19 protein-coding genes are annotated in these 22,152 nt (G+C 68.3%); 10 read left to right on the top strand and 9 right to left on the bottom strand.

Annotated features, from left to right (window positions below; genetic code table 11):
- Positions 1 to 120: 120 nt before the first annotated feature.
- Positions 121 to 894: a helix-turn-helix transcriptional regulator gene (locus tag FZP69_RS03875; RefSeq protein WP_152040043.1), complete on the top strand. Its 774-nt coding sequence runs from the start codon at positions 121 to 123 to the stop codon at positions 892 to 894.
- Positions 895 to 1,090: 196 nt separating this feature from the next.
- Entirely contained in the window at positions 1,091 to 1,519 is a 429-nt protein-coding gene (locus FZP69_RS03870) for an ester cyclase (RefSeq protein ID WP_152040042.1), read from the top strand.
- A 110-nt stretch (positions 1,520 to 1,629) separates the two neighbouring features.
- On the opposite strand, the gene FZP69_RS03865 is transcribed toward FZP69_RS03870, so the two are convergent.
- On the bottom strand, positions 1,630 to 3,144 hold the full coding sequence (locus FZP69_RS03865; protein ID WP_152040041.1) for an aldehyde dehydrogenase family protein: 1,515 nt from the start codon (positions 3,142 to 3,144) through the stop codon (positions 1,630 to 1,632).
- 611 nt (positions 3,145 to 3,755) lie between these two features.
- Here FZP69_RS03865 and FZP69_RS03860 point away from each other — a divergent pair.
- Positions 3,756 to 4,244 (top strand): NUDIX domain-containing protein, encoded by a 489-nt coding sequence (locus tag FZP69_RS03860; RefSeq protein ID WP_152040040.1) that lies wholly within the window; start codon positions 3,756 to 3,758, stop codon positions 4,242 to 4,244.
- A 116-nt stretch (positions 4,245 to 4,360) separates the two neighbouring features.
- Complete coding sequence (mutL, locus tag FZP69_RS03855; protein WP_152041504.1) at positions 4,361 to 6,736, top strand: DNA mismatch repair endonuclease MutL; 2,376 nt, start codon at positions 4,361 to 4,363, stop codon at positions 6,734 to 6,736.
- Between the two features lie 26 nt (positions 6,737 to 6,762).
- Here the strand turns inward: mutL and FZP69_RS03850 are convergent, their stop codons facing one another.
- The 3 genes from FZP69_RS03850 to FZP69_RS03840 all read right to left on the bottom strand — a co-directional run bounded on the left by FZP69_RS03850 (position 6,763) and on the right by FZP69_RS03840 (position 9,797).
- Positions 6,763 to 7,914 (bottom strand): signal peptidase I, encoded by a 1,152-nt coding sequence (locus tag FZP69_RS03850; RefSeq protein ID WP_152040039.1) that lies wholly within the window; start codon positions 7,912 to 7,914, stop codon positions 6,763 to 6,765.
- A gap of 160 nt (positions 7,915 to 8,074) precedes the next feature.
- Positions 8,075 to 8,746, bottom strand: coding sequence for a hypothetical protein (locus FZP69_RS03845; protein ID WP_152040038.1), 672 nt, complete (start codon positions 8,744 to 8,746; stop codon positions 8,075 to 8,077).
- 487 nt (positions 8,747 to 9,233) lie between these two features.
- Positions 9,234 to 9,797, bottom strand: a complete 564-nt coding sequence (locus FZP69_RS03840; RefSeq protein ID WP_152040037.1) for a hypothetical protein — start codon at positions 9,795 to 9,797, stop codon at positions 9,234 to 9,236.
- 323 nt (positions 9,798 to 10,120) lie between these two features.
- On the opposite strand from FZP69_RS03840, the gene FZP69_RS03835 reads away from it, so the two are divergent.
- The 4 genes from FZP69_RS03835 (at position 10,121) to FZP69_RS03820 (ending at position 13,856) form a co-directional block, all read left to right on the top strand.
- Positions 10,121 to 10,738, top strand: coding sequence for a DUF7344 domain-containing protein (locus FZP69_RS03835; RefSeq protein ID WP_152040036.1), 618 nt, complete (start codon positions 10,121 to 10,123; stop codon positions 10,736 to 10,738).
- 1 nt (position 10,739) lies between these two features.
- Positions 10,740 to 11,258 carry a hypothetical protein gene (locus FZP69_RS03830; protein WP_152040035.1) on the top strand — a complete coding sequence of 173 codons (519 nt, stop codon included), beginning with the start codon at positions 10,740 to 10,742 and terminating at the stop codon, positions 11,256 to 11,258.
- Between the two features lie 123 nt (positions 11,259 to 11,381).
- On the top strand, positions 11,382 to 12,341 hold the full coding sequence (gene kdgK1 / locus FZP69_RS03825) for a bifunctional 2-dehydro-3-deoxygluconokinase/2-dehydro-3-deoxygalactonokinase (protein WP_152040034.1): 960 nt from the start codon (positions 11,382 to 11,384) through the stop codon (positions 12,339 to 12,341).
- Positions 12,342 to 12,443: 102 nt separating this feature from the next.
- Positions 12,444 to 13,856 (top strand): dihydrolipoyl dehydrogenase family protein, encoded by a 1,413-nt coding sequence (locus FZP69_RS03820; RefSeq protein WP_152040033.1) that lies wholly within the window; start codon positions 12,444 to 12,446, stop codon positions 13,854 to 13,856.
- A gap of 105 nt (positions 13,857 to 13,961) precedes the next feature.
- Here FZP69_RS03820 and FZP69_RS03815 read toward each other — a convergent pair whose 3' ends face one another.
- On the bottom strand, positions 13,962 to 14,423 hold the full coding sequence (locus tag FZP69_RS03815) for a phosphate-starvation-inducible PsiE family protein (protein WP_192918450.1): 462 nt from the start codon (positions 14,421 to 14,423) through the stop codon (positions 13,962 to 13,964).
- Positions 14,424 to 14,555: 132 nt separating this feature from the next.
- Positions 14,556 to 15,962 carry a hemolysin family protein gene (locus FZP69_RS03810; RefSeq protein ID WP_152040032.1) on the bottom strand — a complete coding sequence of 469 codons (1,407 nt, stop codon included), beginning with the start codon at positions 15,960 to 15,962 and terminating at the stop codon, positions 14,556 to 14,558.
- Between the two features lie 401 nt (positions 15,963 to 16,363).
- On the opposite strand from FZP69_RS03810, the gene FZP69_RS03805 reads away from it, so the two are divergent.
- Positions 16,364 to 16,813, top strand: a complete 450-nt coding sequence (locus FZP69_RS03805; protein ID WP_152040031.1) for a CopG family ribbon-helix-helix protein — start codon at positions 16,364 to 16,366, stop codon at positions 16,811 to 16,813.
- A 16-nt stretch (positions 16,814 to 16,829) separates the two neighbouring features.
- On the opposite strand, the gene FZP69_RS03800 is transcribed toward FZP69_RS03805, so the two are convergent.
- Entirely contained in the window at positions 16,830 to 17,084 is a 255-nt protein-coding gene (locus FZP69_RS03800) for a DUF7511 domain-containing protein (protein ID WP_204959900.1), read from the bottom strand.
- Between the two features lie 131 nt (positions 17,085 to 17,215).
- Between FZP69_RS03800 and FZP69_RS03795 the strand changes: the two genes are divergently transcribed.
- Positions 17,216 to 18,136: a CBS domain-containing protein gene (locus tag FZP69_RS03795; protein ID WP_192918449.1), complete on the top strand. Its 921-nt coding sequence runs from the start codon at positions 17,216 to 17,218 to the stop codon at positions 18,134 to 18,136.
- Between the two features lie 75 nt (positions 18,137 to 18,211).
- Here FZP69_RS03795 and FZP69_RS03790 read toward each other — a convergent pair whose 3' ends face one another.
- Together FZP69_RS03790 and nasA are read right to left on the bottom strand one after the other, a co-directional pair.
- A complete protein-coding gene (locus tag FZP69_RS03790; protein ID WP_152041501.1) occupies positions 18,212 to 19,510 on the bottom strand; it encodes an MFS transporter in 1,299 nt (432 codons plus the stop codon).
- A gap of 461 nt (positions 19,511 to 19,971) precedes the next feature.
- The gene (nasA, locus tag FZP69_RS03785) at positions 19,972 to 22,053 is read right to left on the bottom strand and encodes an assimilatory nitrate reductase NasA (RefSeq protein ID WP_152040029.1); all 2,082 of its coding nucleotides are present in this window, start codon (positions 22,051 to 22,053) and stop codon (positions 19,972 to 19,974) included.
- Positions 22,054 to 22,152 lie beyond the last annotated feature (99 nt).

The raw sequence follows: 22,152 nt of genomic DNA, 5'->3' as shown, positions 1-22,152 counted from the left end.
AGCATCCCGACCGCGACTCCCCAGCCGAGTCGTCCGCTCGAAGCCGCGACTGGCGGCCCACACTACCGAGAACGGGCGAGTGAACACTTTTCATGGTGGAACGAGTCGGTCGGTCCCGGGATGGAGTCCTCACTGGAGGCCGTGCGCTTTCTCGCCAGTTCGGCGAACCGGGTGCGGGTACTCACCGCACTCGTCGATCGAAAAGCCACCCGACGGGAACTTCAGGAGGAGGTAGACTGCTCGCGGTCGACCGTCGCCCGGATCCTCAACGAAGCACAGTCACGGGAGTGGGTCGACTCCGAGGGGAGCCAGTACTGGCTCACCCCACTGGGAGAAGCGATGGTGACGGACTTCCGCTCGTACGTCGAGACCGTCGACGCCTACCACCAGCTCGGCGACCTTGTCAACCACTTCCCACCGCCCGTCTTCTCACTCGACGTCCATCACCTCCGCGACGCCGAGATCGTCGAAGTGACGGCCGAGAACCCCGCGGCTCCGTTCACCAGGTCGCTCGAGCTGTTCAGGGACGCGACCGAGTACCGGGGACTCAACAACGCCGGTCTCCCGGACCACGTGCGCGTGCTCCGTGATCGAGTCGAGGCGGGACACCTCGAGTTCACGCAGGTACTCGAGAGCGGCTTCATCGACACGATCCGTGCCGACCCGGATCGAACGGCCGTGTGGACGGCGCTCGAGGACTCGGTCCGGGCGTACGACGGCGTGGTCCCAATCAACCTCCACATCGTCGACGGCAGGGTGCTGGTCTGGCTGGGCGAGAACCGAGGGGAAGTGGTCGGTCTGCTGGTGAGCGAGGACCCCGCCGTACTGTCGTGGGCCGAATCGCTCTACGAGGAGTATCGGACCGACGCCGAGCCCCTCGGTGAACTGGAGTGACGTCGTCGTGACGACCTCCGTCGTCGTCTTCCGGGCGGAAGCGACTGGCAGCGGGTAGGATCCAGGAGACGGGAGACGGCACGGGGGCCGCGTGAACGCCGAATCCGACCGCACGAGCCTGTTCAGAGAGTGCACAGGCTCTCACGGCGTAGTGTTACGTCGTCCCACGACCCAGTACGAACGGGTGAGTCCAGCGATGGTCGAAATAGAATCCGACCTCGGCGGACACGAACAGGTGATCGCGGACTACGTCGGCCTGTGGCAGGGTGACTTCTCAAAGCTCGACGTGCTCGCGGAGTCGGTCGACCTCTACGATCCTGGTGTACCCGGCGGCGAACTCCACGGGCGGGACGCGTTCGAGTCGTTCCTCCGCGAGCTCTGCGCGGGGTTTCCCGACTTCGCCGTGCACGTCGAGGACGTACTCGCCGGCGACGAGGTCGTCATGTGGGAGTCGACGGTGACGGGTACTCACGAGGGCGAGTTCTACGGCATCCCGCCGACCGACCACGAGATGGCGGTCAGCGGGATGTCGAAGACGCTGATCGCGGACGGCCGGGTGCAAGAGGATCGGATATACTACGATTCCCGGGAGATGTCCGAGCAGCTGGGACACACAGAGGGGTGAGCGAGGTGAGTCACGAGGGACGGCTACCGGTCACCGCTTCGTCGAGGACGGTTCGCTCACCGACCAGCGGGAGAGACCGGCGTCCGTCGTATCACGGGCTCGTGACTGGGTCAGTCGCCCACACCGAGGCGGGAGAGGAGCTGTCGGATGACCCCGGACTCCGACCGCGGGTCGGACTCGGACGCGGAGTTCGAGTCCGGGACGGGATGGCGGCGCTCACGGCGGGACGTGTGTCGGGAGGACCGTGAAGCGGAGTCGACCCGGTCGTAGAGCGTCGTCACGTTCGTGAACTGCTCGTAGGTGATGTTGCCGTCCGTCTGGTTCCCGCCCCACGTTCCACAGCCGAGCGAGAGCGACGTGTCGGCGCGGTTGTGCTCCCCGATCGAGAGGGCGATGCTCGACTGGTTCAGGGAGATCCGACAGACGTCGATCCGCGTCGCCAGTTCGATGGCCCGGTCTCGATCGCCGTAGACGGCACACGAGTGGCCGCGGCCCTGGTGACGCGTTATGCGATTCGTCGTCGCCGCGGCAGCCTCGGGTGGCACCTCGTAGAGCGCCGTGACCGGCGAGAGGTCCTCGCCGACGAGGGGGTCGTCGAGATCGACGCCACCGAGCGGGGCGACGATGAACGACTTCCCGTCGAGTTCATCGCCGAATCCAGTCATCGACGCGATCGTCTCCGCGGGCTGACCGATACAGGCAGGATCGATGCGCCCCCCGTCGTAGAGCGTCTCTCGCAGCGGACCGACTTCTGCGGTGGAGCAGACGTAGCCACCGGCGGCCGCGAGTTCGGCCACCAGTTCGTCGGCGAGTGTGGGTGGGACGAGTACGTTGCTCATACAGAGGCACACGAGGCCGTTGTCGAACCCCGCGCTGTGGGCGATCTGTTCGGCCGTGACTCCGAGGTTCGCCGTCGGATCGACGACTCCAACCGTGTTTCCGGCTCCGACGCAGTAGTTCGGCGTCCCGCAGGTTTCCCCCATCTCCACCTGTGCAGGTGAGCCGGTGACCTGGATCACGTCGACACGCGTCAACAGCTCCTCTGTCCGGTCCTTCCGGATCGGTGTCGAGAGCGACTGGACGAGTCGACGCGGGAACCCCCGTGCTTCGAGCGCGTCCTGTACGTCGTCGACGATCGTGTCGCACGTCTCGACGGCTCGAGGCGACGGCGAGACGACGAGTGCGTTCCCGCCTTTGAACGCCGCCAGTGCGAGCGCGACGGGAGTCGACGCGCAGTTGGTCGAAGGAGTGTGTGCTCCGACGACGCCGACCGGTTTGCGGACGTTCAGCCGATCCTCGGACCGGTCGCTGACGAGGCCGACCGATCGTTCACCGGTCATCTCCTCGTACATCAGGCCGACCACCTGCTCGAGCTTCTCTACCTTGTCGCCGACGTTCCCCTGACCGGTCTCCGCGACGGCCGTGCGGGCCCACCGCTCCGAGATACCCGGCGTCCGACAGACCAACCGGTGGACCGCCTCGGTGAGCTCGTCCACGGTCTCCTGCGAGCCCGACGCCAGGGAGTCCTGTGCTGCGCGTGCGTCCGCGACGACGTCGGCGACGGAGCGAACCCCTGGTGGATCGTCGACGGGACGCTCCCCGTGGGACGTGCACGCGTCAGTCATGGGTCCACCAGAGAGCAGTCGCGTCGTCGGACCGTTCCAGTGGTCGGCTTTGGGCACCCGTCGACGAGTTCGGGCTCCCGTGGGGCACGATTCGTCGGACGCCGGTTCGCGCGGGTCTTTGGGTCTGACATCGGCTTCCTCGGCCCTCCACGGGAGGATATGTCATGAGATGTCATACCATTACCTGGTGGGAAGATACTCACCCCATGAGAAGAGGCCTACACCACGAGCGAGAGTCGACGAGTCAGGGCGTGAGGCAGACGCTCCGTCGCTCTGGACCCCGTGCCCGCTACGGCCGACCCGAGACTCCTTCACCGTCCCGCTCCGCTCGGGTGATGAGTGTCAAGCGAAGCGACGTCGCGGCGAACCGTCTCTCGTTCACCCGCGGAGTCCTCGTGCGAGGATACGCAACACGCCAGCCACGACGCCACGCGTCACTACGCAGGAGGGGCACTGGATTGATACGTCTCTACGCCATCGGGTGGAGCAATGAGTCACAGCCGTCGTGGGCGCTCCCGCACTGGTGCCGTCGGGAGCGACCCGCGTCGTACCGGTAGTCGAGGACACGCCATCCCGTGGTCGCGAGACGACCGACGAGTGGAGGGCGACTGATGGGCGCGGACATGTGGGCGAAGGTGGTCCAGCGGGGGATCCTCGTCCGTGAGAGCGAGGGAACGCCCGAGGCGCTCCTGCTCAGGAACCCGAACGGGACGTGGGAACTGCCCGGCGGGAAGATCGAACACGGCGACGCCGCCGTGGAGAGCCTCGAGCGAGAGGTCGAAGAGGAGACCGGTCTGGCGGTCACCGACGCCGAACCGGTCGCGACCACGGTGCGCAAAGTCAAGAAGAAGAAACGCCGCGGGAAGTTCGCCGTCGTCTACCGGTGTGGCTTCGAGGGGGACGCCGTCGAGATCAGCGACGAGCACGTCGACTTCGCGTGGCTCGACCGCGAGCGCGTCGGCGAGACGACGATCAAGGAGGTCGACGAGTACCGGAGCCTGCGACGGGTGCTGGCGGAGCCGGACCGGACCGCCCGGCAGGGTCGAGAGGCGGTCGACGGGCACGGGGTCGGACCGACGGGGAACGGGGAGGGACAGTGAGAGACGCGAACCGCGAACCCGACGCCGGATCCGGGTCGGGTTCGCCGGGAGACGGACGCGAGACGAGCACAGGAAACGACCCCGACACGACCGACGGCGCGGACCCCGACCACGGCATCCGCGCACTGGACGCGCAGACGGTCCAGCGCATCGCCGCCGGCGAGGTGGTCGAACGGCCCGCGTCGGTCGTCAAAGAGCTCGTCGAGAACAGCCTCGACGCCGACGCCTCGCGCGTCTCGGTCGCGGTCACGGGTGACGGCACCGAGGAGATCAGGGTCAGAGACAACGGCGTCGGGATGACGGCGTCGGCGCTCCGGGCCGCCGTGGAGGAGCACACCACCTCGAAGATCCGCGACATCGCCGACCTCGAGTCGGGGGTCGGCACGCTCGGCTTCCGCGGGGAGGCGCTGCACACCATCGGTGCGGTCTCGCGGCTGACGATCCGGTCGAAGCCCCGCGGCGGCGACCGGGGGAACGAGCTCGTCTACGAGGGGGGCGAACTGGGGGAGGTTCGGCCGGCGGGCTGTCCCGAAGGGACCGTCGTCGAGGTACGCGACCTCTTCTACAACACGCCCGCGCGCCGGAAGTTCCTCAAGACCGAGGCCACGGAGTTCGACCACGTCAACACCGTCGTCACGCAGTACGCGCTCGCGAACCCCGACGTGGCGGTCGCGCTCGAACACGACGACCGCGAGGTGTTCGCTACCGAGGGTCGTGGGAGCCACGAGTCGGCCGTCCTCTCGGTGTACGGACGGGAGGTCGCCGAGTCGATGATCCGCGTCGCGGGACGGGAAGGAGGGGAAGACGGGGACGAGACCGACGGCGACGGCGCGGTCGGGGCAGGGGGCAACGTCGCGGTCAAGGGACTCGTCTCCGACCCCGAGACCACCCGGAGCACGCGAGACTACCTCTCGACGTTCGTCAACGGGCGGTACGTCACGAGTGCGGTGCTCAGAGAGGCGGTGCTCGACGCCTACGGCGGCCAGCTCGCCCCGGACCGCTACCCGTTCGCCGTGCTGTTCGTCGACGTCGATCCGGGCACAGTCGACGTGAACGTTCACCCCCGCAAGATGGAGGTCCGTTTCGACGACGAGTCGGGCGTGCGGCGGGCGGTCCGGAACAGGGTCGAGTCGGCGCTCGTCGACCACGGACTGATCCGTTCGTCGGCCCCGCGTGGACGGTCACGGGCGAGCGAGACGGAGATCAAACCGGAGTCGCCCACGGCCGACACCGTCGCGGAGCCGGAGCGCCGCCAGGGACGGACGGACGGACGGCGGTCGGAGACGCGGTCACGATCGGAGGCGACGGCGGCGTCGCGATCGGAGGCGACCGGCGCGGGTGGGGCCGACACCGGCGTCGAGGAAGGAAGCAGCGACGACCGGCGAGCGTCGCAGCCGACCAGATCCGAGGGGTCGGCGGACGAGAAGGGGCCGATGGACGAGGAGGGGTCGGAGTCAGAGCCGTCCGAGGGTCCGGAGACCGCCGAGAGTGAGTCGGACACCGCCGGGAGTGAGTCTGACACCGCCGAGAGCGACCCCGAGACGACCACACCGTGGCGTCAGCGAGAGGACGCGGAGATCGGTGATCCCCACGGGAGCGACAGCAGGGTCGGAGACACCACCGACCGCAGAACGACTCCGTCGAACGCGACGGCGACCGGGCAGACGGATCTTGGGCCGCACCAGCCCACGAACGCCGGCGCTGACGCGGGAGACGCCGAATCCACGGACGGGGAGACGGCGAGCGAGCCGACGGAGGCGGCGGCGACGGAGCCACCACACCGGGGAGGCGGCGTCGTCGGTCCGGCAGAACAGCGAACTCTCGCCGGCGACGCCGTCGACCTCGACCGGACGTTCGACCGCCTGCCCCGACTCCGGGTGCTCGGACAGGTGCACGAGACGTACGTCGTCGCGGCGACCGAGGCGGGGCTGGTGCTCGTCGACCAGCACGCGGCGGACGAACGGGTGAACTACGAGCGGCTCCTGGCCGAGCTCGAGGGAGAGACGCCGACGCAGGCGCTGGCCGAACCCGTCGAACTCGAACTCACCGCGCGGGAGGCGACGCTGTTCGACGACTACCGCGAGGCGCTCGCACGGGTGGGGTTTCACGCCGGCCGCGTCGACGACCGCCGTGTCGAGGTGCGGACGGTGCCGGCCGTGTTCGACGCGACGCTCGACCCCGACCGGCTCCGCGACGCGCTGGCGGGGTTCGTCTCGGGCGACGGCGACCCGGACGGAGACGGCGGCCGCGAGACGGTCGACGCCGCGGCCGAGTCGCTCGTCGCCGACCTCGCGTGCTACCCGTCGGTGACGGGCAACACGTCGCTCACGGAGGGGAGCGTCCTCGAGTTGCTGGAGGCGCTCGACGCGTGTGACAACCCCTACGCCTGCCCGCACGGCCGACCGACGATCATCCGGATCGACCGCGACGAGATCGAAGACCGGTTCGAACGGGACTATCCGGGACACACGGGCCGGCGGCGCGAGGAGTGAGCTCGCGGTCGGCTCCTCCGACCGCTCTACAGGAGCCGACTCAGGAATCGCCTGCTCGCGGCCGACGTCTCGCGCGACCGCGACCGGACGCGGCCGGTCCCGAGGAGGCCGACGCCGAGGAGGTAGAACAACCCACCGAGGAGGGCGTCGATCGCCACGATCGGGAGCCACGGGTGCACGGCGTACAGCGACGCGATGGTCGAGTGTGGGAGCACGGCGAGGTAACGGTGTTCCACGAGGAACAGCCGATAGTACCCTGTCTCCGGCGGGGCCGAGAGGGCGACCGTGGCGTTCACCCGGTCGCGGGCCCCGAGGCGAACCTCCCGTGGCGAGACCGCCACCCCCTCGGACGCCGGATCGAGGAAGACGACGACGGGGACGACGCCGCCGTTGCTGACGACGTACGTCGCGTTCTCCGTCGAGCCCCGTTCGATGACGCCGGGACCGGGCGAATCCACCGAGGAGCTCACGACGCCGAACTCGAACGGTCCCGCGGGAGCGACCATCGCCGTGGTCGCAGTCGCGACCAGCACAAGCGTCATCGCGCCGACGACGAGGTGCGTGCTGGTCCCGGTGTCGCGGGAGCGGTCGCGCGAACGGCGCTCACCCCGTGCCGACTCGCGGAGCGAGTCGACGACGTAGGCGACGACCGAGAGCCCGAACAGGAGGGTCGCGAACCCCCGGGGACCGAGAACGGCGTCGGTCCCGAGCAGCGCTGCGAGGCGGCGCTGGACCGTCTCGACCGACCCACGCGTCCCTTCGACGACAGTCCCCACGTGGGGGACGACGACCACCGCGCCGTCGACCTGGACCGCCTTCGCGACGATCTGCGGCCGCTGTACCGGTGGTTCGTCGGCTGCCTGGTCGGTCGAGGGGTTGGCGTCGCCCCGTGTGACGAACCCCTCGGACGTCTCCCCGACGACGCGGTGGGTGGTCAGTCCGCCGCCACCGACGTGTTCCGCACGGAACACGACGACGTCGCCCTCCTCGACGGGACCAGCCACGGCCGCCGGCACCGCGACGAAGCCGTCACCGGGATCGAGCGTCGGCTCCATGCTCCCCGTCGTGACGTAGCTCAGGAGGATCGGCTGGCCGAGGAACTGGCCGACGACGAGCGCGACGACCGCGAGGAGGACGAGGAGTTCGACCGCCTGGACGGTCCGTGCTCGGCGGGTCATACGAACGTGGGTGACGGGGAGAGTGGTGTGGTCATCGGGTATCAGTCGTCGAGAACCGGTCGCGTACGCTCGCTCGTTGCGGCACCGACGGTATCGACTTTTCGGACGGAGTATCGAAAGTAAAAATCGGAACGGTTGCCCGTGGGGACGACCCCGCGAGTCAGTTGCTGCTGATCGTCAGTCGTCCCGAGAGGTCCTCCGACGTCGAGCCGTCGGTGCCGGCACCGAAGCCGGGGTCGCCGTCGCCCGTGTCGACCTGGAACGACACGCCGACCTTCTCGCCCGGGTCGAGCGTGACCAAGGCTGTGTTGTCCCGTCCCGCCACGTTCGGGATGAGGATCTCGTCCGTCACGTCGTTGCTCGCGTCGTCGTCCGCGTCCTGCAGCTGGAAGTAGATCTGCGACCCGCTGATCGTCCCCTCGACCGTGTACGTGAGCGTCACGTCGTGGGGGACGGTGTCGTTGTTCTGGACGAAGAACGCCGCGTCGTCGTACGGATCTCCCCAGCCCCCGAACGTCTCGTCCTGGAGCGCGTCGACCTCCCCCGGCGGGAAGTGACTGAACTGTCCGACCTGGTACCGGGAGTCGACGTTGACGCCTCCGGCGTTCCCACCGGCCGTGAAGTCGATGGCGAGCTGTCCCCCGCTCGTCTCACGGATCACGTCGCTGTCGGTGTCGCTGACGAGCGCCAGCACCCCGCTGGCGTCGTTGACCACGTCGATGTTCGAGTCGCGTTCGAGCGATGCGCTCGTGTACGCGCCCGTCCCGAGGGCGGCACCCGAGCCGGCGACCAGTGCGCCGAGTCCGATCACGAATTTGCGTCGTTTGACCATTGTCGTATTACCTCTTGTCCGCACGCCCTCGGAGCCCCGCACGGGTCGTCCCGAACCGGGGTCCGACCGGACGCGCTTACCCGACCCGAGGGCCGAGACCCACGTTTACATGAGCCGACTGCGCCGGCCGATGGGAGGGCCATTGACGGCCACACGCGACGGTTGTGGCCTGCAACGAACACTGCATACCGGGGTTAACCAGTCACTACGCGGCCGTGGGTACCACCCAGCACCGGAAAGACAGCCCTCTCTCACCGCGTGCCTGTCGTCGAAGCCGAGTGACGACAGACGGTCGCCGGTCGGCGTCCCCGAGAGCGTCAGCTGGGGCACTCCGCGGTCCACGCGACGATGGCGAAGCGTTCGTCGGTCCCGCGTCCCGTTCGGCAACGACCGACGGTCGCGACGTGCGACCGCTGTGTCGTGCTGGCTACGAACGGAGGGGACGACAAACAAAAAAGTCCGAGTCGTGCCGACGTCGCCGGCAGGGTCAGTTCGCCGAGACCTCGATCGTGCCGTTCAGGTTGTCGCTGGTGCTGGCGTCGTCCTTGACGTCGACGCGCATCGTCACCAGCAGCGTCTCACCGGAGCCAACGTCGGGGATCGTGACCGTGTTGGCGTCGCCCGAGTTCTGCTCCTTCGCCCCGAAGGAGTAGCTGTTCCCCTCACCGTCCGTGACGGTGAAGAAGATGTTCGCCCACGCCGGCGAGCCGCCGCTGTAGTCGTCCAGGTCGTACGTCAGAGTGACGTCGTGGGAGACGGTGTCGTAGTTGGTGATGCTGAACGCGGGGTCGAGGTTGTACACCGAACCCGGGGCCACGCCCTTGCCGGAGCCCATCCCGAAGTCGATGTGGAGTTGACCGCTGCCGTCCGTGTGCACGATGTCGCTGGGGAGTTCGTCTTTGAGCGCGAGCACACCGCTCGAGTCCGAGACGATGTCGATGTTCGAGTCGCGTTCGAGCGATGCGCTCGTGTACGCGCCAGTTCCCAGTGCAGCACCCGAGCCGGCGACCAGTGCGCCGAGTCCGATCACGAATTTGCGTCGTTTGACCATTGTCGTATTACCTCGTGTTTCGCACGCCCTCGGAGACGAACTCGGGCCGATCCCGGGTCCGGTCCGACCGGACGTGCTTACCCGACCCGAGGGCCGAGACCCACGTTTACATGAGCAGACTGAGCCGACCACTCGAACCGCCTGCGACGCCACAGGCGGCTCATGACGGCGTGGAAGGCCCAGCGTACGTGGTCTTAACCGGTCGCTACGGGCGGTACGAACCGCATAACGGCCGAGGCGTTCGATTCACCATCCGGAGCGGTGCAGCAAACTATGACAAGTTTTAATAAATTATCTACTCTATGAAAGTCTTGTAAAGTACAATGGGGACCGCTTCACAGCAGCCGTCGGGGTCGAGAGGACCCGATCTCGAGTCACGGTCCGAGCCCTCCGAGTGGGACCGCAGCGAGGGACCGACACGGGATCAGTTGTTTCACGTCCTGCGGAACCAGCGCCGGCGGTTCGCGATCCAGCACCTCAAGCGCACGTCCGGACCGGTCGACATCGGTGAGCTGGCGACGCAGGTGGCCGCGTGGGAGAACGAGGTCCCCGTCGAGGCGGTGACCTCGACACAGCGCCGCCGCGTCTACAACGGCCTCCAGCAGACGCACGTGCCGGAGCTGGAGGAGACGGGCATCGTCGAAGTCGACCGTCGGGAGGTCGAACTCACCGAACGGGCCGCCGATCTCGACATCTACCTCGAGGTCGTTCCGGGCGAGGACATCCCGTGGAGCGAGTACTACCTCGCGCTCGGCGGTGTCGGGATCGCGGTGGTCGCCGTGGCGTGGCTGAACGTCGGCCCGTTCGGAACGCTCCCCGACATCGCGGCGGGCGCGTTCCTCTCGGTCGCCTTCGTGCTGTCGGCGGTCGCGAACTACTACTACCAGCACGAGAACCTCATCGGGGGGACGGACAAGCCACCCGAACTGCGGGGGAACTGAGATGCGCCGTCGACGGATCGCGTGGCTGTTGCTCGCCGTCGTGTCGCTGTCGGCGTTGGTGGCCGGCACTGGTGGGTTCGACACGGCCGTGGTGGACCGGGGCATCTCGCTGGTGGTGTCGGACCACGAGCGCGCGCTGATTTCGATCTGGGATCCCGGCGGATCGAGCCCGGAGCCGCCGCAGTATCCGGGCGAAGACCCTGTCACGCGGACCGAGACGCGCGTCAAGCTCCTGGTCGTCGAGAACCGCGTTTCCGACCGGGCCCTCGACCTGCGGGTGATGGAACGACCCGACAGTCCGATCGAGGTCGACGGGAGCTACGACGGCCTCGCGAGCGGCGAGATGACGCCGGTGATGGCCGACGTCGACTGCAACGATCACCACGGTCGGGTCGACGCACTGCTCACGGTGGAGGCGACGACGCCGGACGGGAGGTTCGAGAGCACGATCCGGTACGACGCGAGCGTCGTGTGTCCCGACCCGGTCTCGAGCCCGTCCGCCGGGCAGTCGGACGCCTGACACCACGGCGGTCGCAGTCGGTCCACCGTCGCCGGCAGTCCCGCACGACAGGTGAGCAGGGCTCTCCGCGGATTCCGTTCGCGACCGGCCGGACTTTTGTACGGGTGCGCCGAATCCGGGACGATGACAGATCTCGTAACGTTCGGCGAGACCATGTTGCGACTCTCGCCGCCACGTGGAGAGCGGCTCGAGCGGACCCGCACGCTCGACGTGCAGGCGGGTGGCTCCGAGAGCAACGTCGCCGTCGCGGCCTCCCTGCTCGGTCTCGACGCCGTGTGGCTCTCGAAGCTCCCCGACTCGGCGCTCGGTCGGCGACTCGTCCGCGAACTCCGTGGCCACGGCGTTCGGACGGGCGTCAAGTGGGACACCTCGACCGACGGACGCCTCGGCACCTACTACCTCGAACACGGGGGGCCGCCACGGGGGACCGAGGTCATCTACGACCGGGCCGACGCCTCGGTGACGACGGCGACGCCCGACGAACTCGCGACGGGCGTCGTCGCCGAGGCCGACACGTTCTTCACGAGCGGGATCACGCCGGCCCTCTCCGACACGCTCCGGCAGACGACGGCAGCGCTGTTCGAGGTCGCCAAGGAGGGCGGGACGACGATCGCGTTCGACCTGAACTACCGGTCGAAGCTGTGGTCCGAGGCGCGGGCGAAGGAGACGTACGAGGCGCTGCTCCCCCACGTCGACGTGCTGTTCGCCGCCGAGCGCGACGCCCGCGAGGTGCTCGGCCGCGACGGGGAAGCCATCCAGATCGCTCACGGGCTGGCGACCGACTCCGAAGCCGACACGGTCGTCGTCACGCGCGGCGACAAGGGCGCAGTCGGCATCCACGGCGGCGAGGTGTTCGAACAGCCGGTGTACGAGGCGGAGACGTTCGACGCCATCGGGACGGGCGACGCCTTCGTCGGCGGCTTCCTCACCGCACGTGCGGGCGGCGGCGACGTGGAACACTGTCTCACCTACGGTGCGGCGACCGCCTCGCTGAAACGGACGATCGACGGCGACCTCGCCGTGATCACGCCCGCGGAGGTCGAGACCGTCATTGCCGAGGACGACGACGAGATCTCCCGCTGACGCGCCGGGGTCGGACGGCGAGGTCGCGTACGGGATCGCGGTTGGGCGATCCGTTCGCACGACCGCCCCAACGGCTTTCCCCGCACCCGGTGGAAGCCGGGTATGCACGTCGCAATCATCGGAGCGTACGGCAGCGCCGGGGTCGCCGTCGCGGAGCGACTCGCGGAACACGTCGGCGGAGCGGTCTCGCGACTGACGCTCGTCGACGACGGCGAGCCCGGCGGTGGGCTCTGCATCCTCCGGGGGTGCATGCCGTCGAAGGAAGTCATCTCCGCGGCGGGCCACCGGTACAGCGCCCGACACGACGACCGACTCGTCGGCGATCTGCCCGAGATGGACCTCGACCGGATCGTCGACACCAAAGACGAACACATCCACGACTTCGCGCGTCACCGCCGCACCGCCGTCCACGGGATGGCGGAGCGAGAGGAGGTCGAGTTCCGTCACGAGCGGGCGACGTTCGTCGACGACCACACGCTTCACCTAGAACCGAGCGGCGACGAAATCGAAGCCGACTACGTGGTCGTCGCCACGGGTTCGGTCGTGAACGTCCCCGACCTCCCCGGCATCGACGCGGTCGACCCGCTGACGAGCGCGGACGTGCTCGACGCGACGTCGCTCCCCGAGTCGGGGATCGTGATGGGGTTCGGTTACGTCGGCATGGAGATGGTGCCGTACCTCGCCGAGGCCGGTGTGGACCTCACCGTGGTCGAACACGACGCCCGGCCGCTCGACGAGGCCGACCCCGACTTCGGCGACGAACTGCTCGACATCTACCGCGAGGAGTTCGGCGTCGAGATCCTCACGAACGCGTACGAACAGCGGATCGAATCTGTCGAAGGGGGCGTACGGATGCACCTCGAACACGACGGGGTAGAGGTGACGCGCGAGGCCGAGCGACTCTTCGTCTTCACCGGTCGCCGCCCGAACCTCGACGGGCTCGGGCTGGAGAACACGGCGCTGACGCCCGAGCCGGGGTGGGTCGACGATACGATGCAGGCACGCGACGACCCCCACACGTTCGTCGTCGGGGACGTCAACCGGAAGGAGCCCATCCTGCACGTCGCCAAGGAACAGGGGTTCGTCGCCGCCCGGAACGTTCTCGCGCACGCGGCCGGCGACGACCTGGCCGAGTACGAGAACGTCCACCACCACGTCGTCTTCTCGGCGGCGGGCGTCTACCCGTACGCCCGCGTGGGTCACTCGGTCGCCTCCGCGACGACAGCGGGCGTCGACCACGTCGCCGTGACGCGGCACGCCAGCGACGACGGCGTGTTCAAGACGAAGGCCACCCCCAGAGGGCTGGCGACGCTCGTCGTCGGCACGGATGGACGGGTACTCGGCTACCAGGGGCTGCACTACCACGCCGACGTGATGGCGAAGACGATGCAACTGGCCGTCGAGATGGGACTCGACGTCGCAGAGATCCCGGATCGGGCGTACCACCCGACCACGCCCGAGATCCTCGACGGGCTGTTCCGCGCGGCGGCGGACGAACTCGCGGGACGGAGCTGAGTGGGACGACCGAGCGCGAAACGGAACCGAGTAGGGGCGGCGACCGAAGGCCGGGCCGGTCCCGGTGACGTGTGCCGTCTCGCGGGCCACGTGTCGGGCCGATGGTCACTCGAGTTCGCCGGGGTCGGGTTCGAGCGGCTCGATGTCGACGCGACGGATGACGAAGAAGGCGAAGACGAGGACGGCCAGGAGGAGGGTGAAGGAGCCGGCGGCGACGAACGCCTCCTCGATGTTCTGGTACTCGCCCGGACGGTAGCTGATCACCTTCCGCGCGATGGCGATGAGCGCGGCGTTGATCACGATACGGATGACGGGTTCGTTCCGGCTGAAGGCGACGACCGTCTGGAACACCTCGACGATGATCAACAGCAGGAGAACCGTGTCGATGAGGTCGATCACGGCGTCGGGGTCCGTGAACCGTCCCGACACCAGGAGCTGGTACAGCGAGAGGCCGAGATCGAAGACGCCGATGGCGAACAGCGCGACCAGGAAGTACGCGGCCCCCATCTCCAGCCACCGCATGATCCGCTCGGAGTTCGCCGCGAAGTCCTCGAGTTCGAATGCCACGTACGGTAGACGGACCACACGAGCCAAAGCCTTGTGGCAGACCGGCGGACGGACGGCGACACGGGAGTCGAACGCGCCGTGGTGCCGGCAGTGGTGGCCGACCCCCGTCGTGGCTGTCGAAGCGGAGTCAACTCACCGATCGACGGTGTCGGCCCCGTGCTCGTCGTCCGTCCCGTCGGGACCCGCCGTCCCACCGTGATCGTCCTCGTCCTCGCCGGCGTCGCCGGTCCCATCACCGCCCTCACCGATCCCGTCACTGCCGTCGTCCGCGTCGGTGAGCGGGCGGACACGCACCCGGCGGATGCGGTGGCCGTCGACACGTTCGACGTCGAGGGCGACGTCGTCGACGACGACGCTGTCGCCGACGTCGCCGATGCGACCCAGTTCCGCATTGATGAGGCCGGCGACGGTCTCGAACTCGCCCTCGGTCGGGAGGTCGACGCCGAGCACGTCGCTCACCTCGCCGACGGTGACCTCACCCTTGACGACGAGCCCGTCGGTCGTCGGTCGGATGAACCGCTCCTCGCCGACCTCGAAGATCTCGCCGACAATCTCCTCGAGGATGTCCTCGACGGTGAGGATGCCCTCGGTCTCGCCGAACTCGTCGCGGACGATGACCATCGTGACGCGCTTGGACTGCATCTCCGCGAGGAGGTCGTCGATCTCCCGTCCCTCCGGCACCTGGAGCGTGGGGAGGAGCACCTCGTCGAGGCCCCTCCCCTCGCGGAGCGCGCGTTCGGCGTCGCGGATGTCCGCGATCCCGACGACGGTGTCGAGCGTCCCCTGGTAGACGGGGACCCGGGTGAGCCGGTTCGTGGCACACACCTCGATGACCTCGTCGAGCGGCGTCTCCACGTCGACCGCGACGAGGTTCACGCGGGGGACCATCACCTCCCGCGCCGTCGTCGACCCGAGCTCGAAGACGCCCTCGACCATCTCGTGTTCGGCCTCGTCGATGACGCCGACCCGCTCGCCCGTCTTCAACAGCGCCGCGATCTCCTCGCGAGTGACGTACGGGCGTTCGATGTCCTCGCCGCCGCCCGTCACCCGGTTGAGCCCGCGCGAGACGACGTCGAAGAAGAAGACGAGCGGGAACAGCAGTCGCTCGACGGCCACGAGCGGGCCGGCGACCCGGAGCGCGAGGCGTTCGGCGTTGGCGACGCCGTACGACTTCGGCGTGATCTCGCCGAAGACGAGGACGAGCGCGCTCATCCCGAGCGTCGTCGCGACGATCGCCACCTCGGGCGAGAGCGCCGCGGCGAGGAGGACGGAGGCGATGCTCGCCATCGCGATGTTGACCATGTTGTTGCCCACGAGGATCGTCACCAGGAGCCGGTGGGGGTCCTCGCGGAGGCGCTGGAGTACCGCCGCCCGCGGGTCGGGGGCGTCGTCGGTCTCCAAGAGCGCCGAGAGCTGGTGGCGTTCGAGCGAGAAGATGGCGATCTCGCTCCCGGAGAAGAACGCCGAGACGACGAGCAACACGGCGATGGCCACGACCCCGAGCGCGATCGTGGTACCGGTGAGGAACGCGGCAGTCATCGCTGGAGACCGTCGTCGACGGAGCGACACTGTCGGGGACGACGCCGTGAGCGAGGGTGTGAGCGAGAGCGACGCCGTGAACGACACTGTCGGGAGCGGGTGGGAAGCGAAGACGGCACGAATCGCGAGCGACGGGGTATCATGACCGGACGATAGACCGACGAGCGGTTAGTTCCACTGGGTCGTCGCGGCTCTGTCGCCGGCGAACCGGGACCGACACACACGACAGGGAACGCTGACCGAGAGCGACTCGACAGTCAGACACACAGACACACAGACAGACGGGGATCGCGGCGGAACCCGGCGACCGCGCCACGACGAGACCGTCGGCGACCGCGTCGTGACGGGACCGTTCCCGGAATATACTAATCCTTAATACTTTGTCCTCCTTGAGTTAATATATGACCGTCGTCAGTGTCTCGATGCCCGAAGAGCTCCTCCAGCGGATCGACACGTTCGCCGACGAACACGGCTACACGGGACGGAGCGAAGTCATCCGCGAGGCGTCACGGAACCTGCTCGGCGAGTTCGAGGACCGGCGACTGGAGGACCGCGAACTGATGGCCGTGGTGACGGTCGTCTTCGACTACGAGACGACGAGCGTCGAAGAGCGGATGATGAGCCTCCGTCACCAGTACGAGGGGCTGGTCGCCTCGAACTTCCACAGCCACGTCGGCGGCCACTTCTGCATGGAACTGTTCGTGCTCGAGGGGCGACTGGACGAGATCTCGACGTTCGTCGGGCGGATCCGGGCCACGAGGGACACCCTGAGCGTCGACTACTCCGTGATGCCGGTCGACGACTTCGTCTCTGTTCCGGACGCGGGTTCGGGAGCCGACGACGCCGCCTGAGCGGGTCGCCGGGCCGTCACCGGACGTCTTCGAGCGAGCAGTACGATCCTTCCTTCGCGGTCACCCAGCTCGTCGTCCGCGGGAACTCCGGCGAGGCGGCCCGCGGGAAGATGGTGCACTCGTCCGGAGCGTCCTCGTACTGCTCGACGTGTCCGAGGAGGGCGAAGCCGGCATCCTCGGTCGAAGTGGGACCGAGGTCGATGCCGAACGGATCTGCGTCCCGCGCCGCTCCCCCGGCGGCGTCGGTGTCGCAGTCGGAGGTATCAGACATGGATAGTTTCCCCGCGAGTAGATTGATCACGGTCGTTAATGGGTTTTTCTATCGACGGCTCGGAGAGGGACGGGGGGGAAGGAGGGTGCTCGCCGCCGTACATTAAGTACCAGACCGTCGAACCGACGGCCATGCCCTCCGACTCGGACAGGGGTGGACGGAGCGTGGACGACCGGGAGAACGTGTTCGACGTCGTCGTCCGGGAGGTGATGCGCCCGACCGTCGAGACGGTCGCACCGACGACGCCGGCACGGGCGGTGGTCCGCCACCTCCACGAGGCCGACGTCGGGTCGATCGTCGTCGTCGAGGGAGACGAGCCGGTCGGCATCGTCACCGACTCGGACGTGCTCGCGCTCGTCGTCGCCGATCGGCCGCTCGACGAGACGACCGCCGCCGACTGCATGTCCGCGCCGCTGGTGACGGTCGCCGTCGACGACGGGATCGAAGCCGCGGCCGAGACGCTCAGGGACCACGGCATCGATCAGGTTCCCGTACTCGACGACGGCCACCTCGTCGGCGTCGTCTCCATCCGCGAACTCTCGTACTACCTGCCGGGGCTGTCGCTGTCGGACGTGACGACGGCCGGCGACGGTGAGTACGCGTACGAGGACCGTGCGGCACCCGGCGTCGACGTCGGCGACGTGGTTCGCTTCTCGAAACGACTCACGGACGGCGACGTCCGCGCGTTCGCCCGCGCCACCGGCGACGAGAACCCGCTCCACCTCGACGACGCGTTCGCCGCGACGACCCGATTCGGCGGCCGGATCGCCCACGGCGTCCTGACGCTCGGGATCGTGAGCGCGGCGCTCGCGCGGCTCCCGGGGCTCGTCATCTACCTCTCGCAGAGCGTCCGGTTCGTCGGTCCCGTCGACGTGGGCGACCGCGTGACGGCGGTCTGTGAGGTGGTCGACGCGCTCGGCGGCGGCCGCTTCCGACTGCGCACGACGGTCCGCGACGGCGACGGCGGGACCGTCGTCGACGGCGAGGCCGTCGTGCTGATCGACGACCGGGAGACGGAGCCCGAGACGACGGAGACGACGGGCCACGACTGACCGTACCGCGCTCGACGGAACCCGGCCGAACCCGCGCGCCGCAACCGAGGGAGAGATCGAACGCTCGGGTGATCCTCAGTCGTCGGCGATCGCCGTCGAATCCTCCGGCGTGACGAACCCGTCGTCGGTCGCCCGTTCGGCGACGTGCGGCTGGAAGACCCAGGCGGCCAGCAGGACGATCGGGATCATCGAGACGGCCACGACCGAGTAGCCCACGTGGAGGTTCGGCAGGAACGGTGCGGCGTACACCAGCGGGTAGACGATCCCGCCGATCGTCCCGACACCGCCGACGACGCCGGCGACTGCGCCGGAACTGTTCGGAAACATGGCCGGCACCTGCGCGAAGATCGCACCCTCGGCGAACGCACACCCCATGCCGACGAGGAATCCGACGCCGACGGCGAGCAGCACCTGTCCGCTCAGTCCCGCCAGGGTCATCCCCAGCATCGTCAGGACGACGAAACACAGCGAGACGAACGTCCACTGTTCGCGGTAGCGGCCGGTGAACACCGGCAGGATGTCTTTCTCTTTCCGCGCGAGGAAGTCGCTGACGTAGCCGCCGATCGGTCGTAAGAGGCCGGCCGCGATGGAGAACGTCGCCGCGAACGTCGAGGCGAGCACGAGATTCTGCGTGTTGAACCCTGCGCGGTAGTAGGTGGCCAGCCAGCTGTTCATCGACAGTTCGAGTCCGAAGGTCATCACGTACCCGAGCGCGAGGAGCACCGTTCCGTACCGCGTGGCGGTGAAGAACCACTCCTTTGCGGTCGCGCTCTCTTTGGTCGCCTGCCGCTTCTCGGCCGACTTCGCGGCCTCGCCGAAGACGTAGTAGACGACGGCGAGTCCGATGGCAACGACGCCGGTGTAGAAGAACGCGGCCCGCCAGTTCGTCTGGAACAGCGGCCCGCTCCAGTCGGTGCCGAACACGCGCGGGAGGACGAGTGCACCACCCGCCGCACCTGCGTTCCCGATGCCGGCGTAGATGCCCTCGGCCGTCCCGAGTTCCTCCTCCTCGAACCACTCGGAGACGTGCTGGATGCCGATGACGAAGGTGATGCCTGCCGTCGCGACGATGAGCCGCGTCCCGAAGAAGACGGCGTACGACTCGGCGAACGCGCTCCAGATGGAGAACACGCCGACGTACGTGAGCACGATGGCGAACACCACGGGAGCCCCGAACTTGTCGGAGAGCCACCCGGTCAGTATCCGCCCGAACGGCGCGAGCCAGATGGCGGCGCTCGCCAGCACGCCGATTTCGGCGATCGAGAGGCCGAACTCCTCGGCCATCGGCCCCGTGAAGGGCGCGAACGAGAACCAGATGAGGAACGAGAAGTTGAACCCGACCGTCGCCAACAGGAGCGTCCGATACTTCGTCATCCGGATCGGACTGTTCACGACCGGACACCCCCCGTCGGAGACAGTCGACACCCGGTGTGTGAGACGACGTCGTGCGCGTCGTCGGCCGACGACGTCCGCCTCGAACACTCCCCGGACGACTCACAGTTCGTTTCCCACACTCCGCGAAGTTCTTGTTCCGCAGTGTTGAATTCTAACACGCTTTGGGCGTGTATTCTGGTAGTTAATAAGCCATGTGATTGACAAAATCGCATATTTCAGTCAGTGTGGTTTCGTTTTGGCCAGAGATTTCTCTGAGCACGATGTTTTCATTGGTGAGAGAAAGAAATAAAAATACAGGCACGTTTCAGCTTTGCGGTGTAAGAACAGCAAGCTACGGCGAGTAAGACGATAAATAATTATAGATTCGTCCGCCAGGACCGGTCGCTGTCGACACGGGTCGCTGTCGGAGTCGGCCACGACGCCGAACGGTCGCCGGCCGGCTACCTCGACAGAACGAGTTCGTCGCCCTCGGATCGGGGCCGTGCGGGGGGCCGGAGTCCGACGGCACACTGCTTGAAGTTGGGTTCGGCGGACTCGGGGTCGACCGCCGACAGCGTCAGTTCGTTGGCTGCCGCGTTGTGGATCGGGAGCCAGACGACGCCGGGCGGGACGCCGTCGGTCGGCGCGACGTCGACCGTCACGCGGGACCGACGGGATTCGAGCACGGTCCGGCCGCGGTCGAGGGCGTCGAGGTACGCCGCGATCGTCTCGGGGTGTATCCGTGCGGTCGGTCGCCCCGTGTCGTCGCCCCGCGTCCGGACACCCGTGTTGTACACGCCGGCGAGCCGGCCGGTCGTCAGCGTGAGCGGGTACTCCTCGTCGATCGGTTCGGGGACGCGCCGGTGGGCGACGGTGGAGAAGTGAGCCCGTCCGGAGTCGGTGTGGAACGACCAGTCACCGTCGTAGTAGCGGTAGCCGCCCTGGCTCTCCTCGTCGGGCGCGGGCCAGCGGACCGCCAACTCGGTCTCGAGCCGGTCGTAGGAGATGCCCGAGAGATCCGCCGTCGTGCCGGCCGTCAGCCCGCGGAGTTCGTCGAACACCGCTTCGGGGTCCAGTGGCGGGGCGGCGAACAGGTCGGGGGCGATCCGGTTCCCGACCGCCGCGATGATGTCGACGTCCTGTCGGACCGCCGCGGGCGGATCGCTCGCCGCAGTGATCCTGGAGACCCGCCGCTCCATGTTCATCGTCGTGCCCGCCGACTCTCCCCACGTCGCCGCCGGCAGCACCACGTCGGCACACTCGACCGTATCGGAGTAGAAGGCGTCCTGCACCACGAGGAACGCGTCGTCGAGGGCGCGCTCGACGTAACTCGCGTCGGGCATCCCCGCGACCGGGTTGGTCGCGACCGTCCAGCAGACGTCGATGTCGCCCCTGGCGAGTTCGTCGACGATACGGACGAACCCGGGGCCTGGCGACCGCGGCAGGCGACCGAGCGGGACGTCCCACGTCGCCGCGATCTCCTCGCGGGTGGGCGGATCGGCGAACGCTCGATAGCCGGGCCAGGTCCCTTTCGAGGCACACACACGGTTCCCCATCGAGTTGGCCTGCCCCGTCAGGGAGAACGGGCCGGTCCCGGGACCGAGGTTGCCCGTCGCCAGACAGAGGTCGATGAGTGCCCGTGCCGTGCCGGTCCCCTGGACGCTCTGGTTGACGCCCATCCCCCAGTACACGAGCGTGGGAGCGTCGAGCATCGCCGCCAGCGTTTCGACCCGTTCGACCGACACGTCCGCCGTATCCGCCGCCGCCTCGACGCTCGGGAGGGACTCGACCGTCTCCTCGAAGCCCGCCGTGTGCGCCTCGACGAACGCGGTGTCGACGTCGCCGGCCTCGACGACGGCGGCCAGCACCGCCCGGGCGAGCGCGAGGTCGGTCCCCGGTTCGGGCTGGACGTGGACGTCGGCGGCCCTGGCGGTCTTCGTCTCGACCGGGTCCACGACCACCAGTCGCCCCGCCTCGTCGTCCACGCTGTCGGAGATCCAGTGGTGCAACACGGGGTGGGCGACCGCTGGGTTCGCCCCCCACACGAGGTGGGTCTGTGCCTGGGGGATGTCGTCGTACGTCGGCGGCGGGGCGTCGCTCCCGAACGCCTGGGAGTACGCCGCGACGGCCGACGCCATACACAGCGTCGTGTTCGCGTCGTAGTACCGGGTGCCGAACCCGCCGCGGGCGACCTTCCCCAGCGCGTACGCCGCCTCGTTCGTCTGCTGGCCGCTCCCGAGCACGGCCACGTTGTCGTTGCTGGCACGGAGCGCCTCGATGAGCCGCGTGGTCACGACGCCGAGTGCGGTGTCCCAGTCCGTCGGCTGGAGTCGCCCACCCCGGCGGATCAACGGCTCTGTCAGCCGCTCGCCGTCGGGGTCGACCGTCTCGCTGACGCCGCGTCGGCACTCGAGGCCGCTGTTCGTCGGGTGATCGGGGTCGCCGCGAACCTCCGCGACCCCGCGCTCGCCCTCCGCACGCCGCTGGCGGTAGCCACAGCCGACTGCACACCGCATACACGTCGTCGGGGTCCACTCAGTCATCGCGGACTCGAACGGAGGGTGTACTCGTCGGGCCGGTCGTCGGCGTGCGCTGACGCCTCAGTCGATTCGACGGGATCGGAACGGGGGGCCACACGTGTC

The organism is Salinigranum salinum (genome assembly GCF_009176545.1).
GTDB lineage: Archaea > Halobacteriota > Halobacteria > Halobacteriales > Haloferacaceae > Salinigranum > Salinigranum salinum.
The sequence above is the reverse complement of the archived record's forward strand: the minus strand, read 5'-3'. Positions and strand labels throughout refer to the sequence as shown.